Source organism: Acinetobacter sp. AB03, assembly GCF_058107045.1.
The window spans coordinates 2,772,582-2,773,212 of record NZ_JBUEBA010000002.1 but is presented as its reverse complement, the minus strand read 5'-3'; the positions used below and the strand labels follow the sequence as shown (position 1 = coordinate 2,773,212).

The following is a 631-nucleotide window of genomic DNA, read 5'->3' as shown; positions in this document are numbered from 1 at the left end:
CTTCATGATCATCCCCTAAGCAGAGAAAGACCCTTTTAGTATTGTATATCTGAACGTTCGTTTGAGTATGTTTCGAGTAATTTGAGATAAACGGTATGTAGGCGACTCAACATAACGCAGCCGTTAACACGCTTTGCCGATGTAGTGAATAGATTCCACAAGATCATCATGCAGTCTGAACTCAATTTTACATTTCATTTCAATATTCAGGCTACCGCTGGAAGGTGTTGGAATGGGCGCACCCATAGTGACACTGGTTCCAAGGTTGGGGGTTCCCATCGGAATAGGCATATTACGTAACAGAGTGTAGGTCAGTTTCTCTGGGGTATGTACAGGAGCACCGAGCACTTTATAGCCCATGCTATTGAGGTTGAGTTGATTTTGAACTTGATTTGACGATTGTCCGATATAGTGTTGTAAGGTTTGCTTGAGCTGCGTTTGGCTTGTTGTGGCACAACTAACACAGAGCATTGGGAACAGTAAAACTGCTCGCTTCATTGCAGTCATTTTCATTATTGTTTTGGGGTATTAGGTTGTTATCTCATTTAACTCTGTACACGACAAATTTCATATAGCCCTTGTCCTATCAGGCTTTTTCTTTCTTAAAATTTCGAGCACTTTCTTAAATTCC

The 631-nt window shown here is 41.2% G+C and carries 1 protein-coding gene; it reads right to left on the bottom strand.

The features are described 5' to 3' along the window. Positions 1 to 123: 123 nt before the first annotated feature. Positions 124 to 498 carry a hypothetical protein gene (locus tag ACY3FQ_RS13980; protein ID WP_287167500.1) on the bottom strand — a complete coding sequence of 125 codons (375 nt, stop codon included), beginning with the start codon at positions 496 to 498 and terminating at the stop codon, positions 124 to 126. Positions 499 to 631: the final 133 nt, after the last annotated feature.

What these genes read in the sequence shown, in the direction of transcription:
- ACY3FQ_RS13980 (WP_287167500.1), bottom strand. Translation starts at nt 498, where the DNA reads ATGAAGCGAGCAGTTTTACTGTTCCCAATGCTCTGTGTTAGTTGTGCC.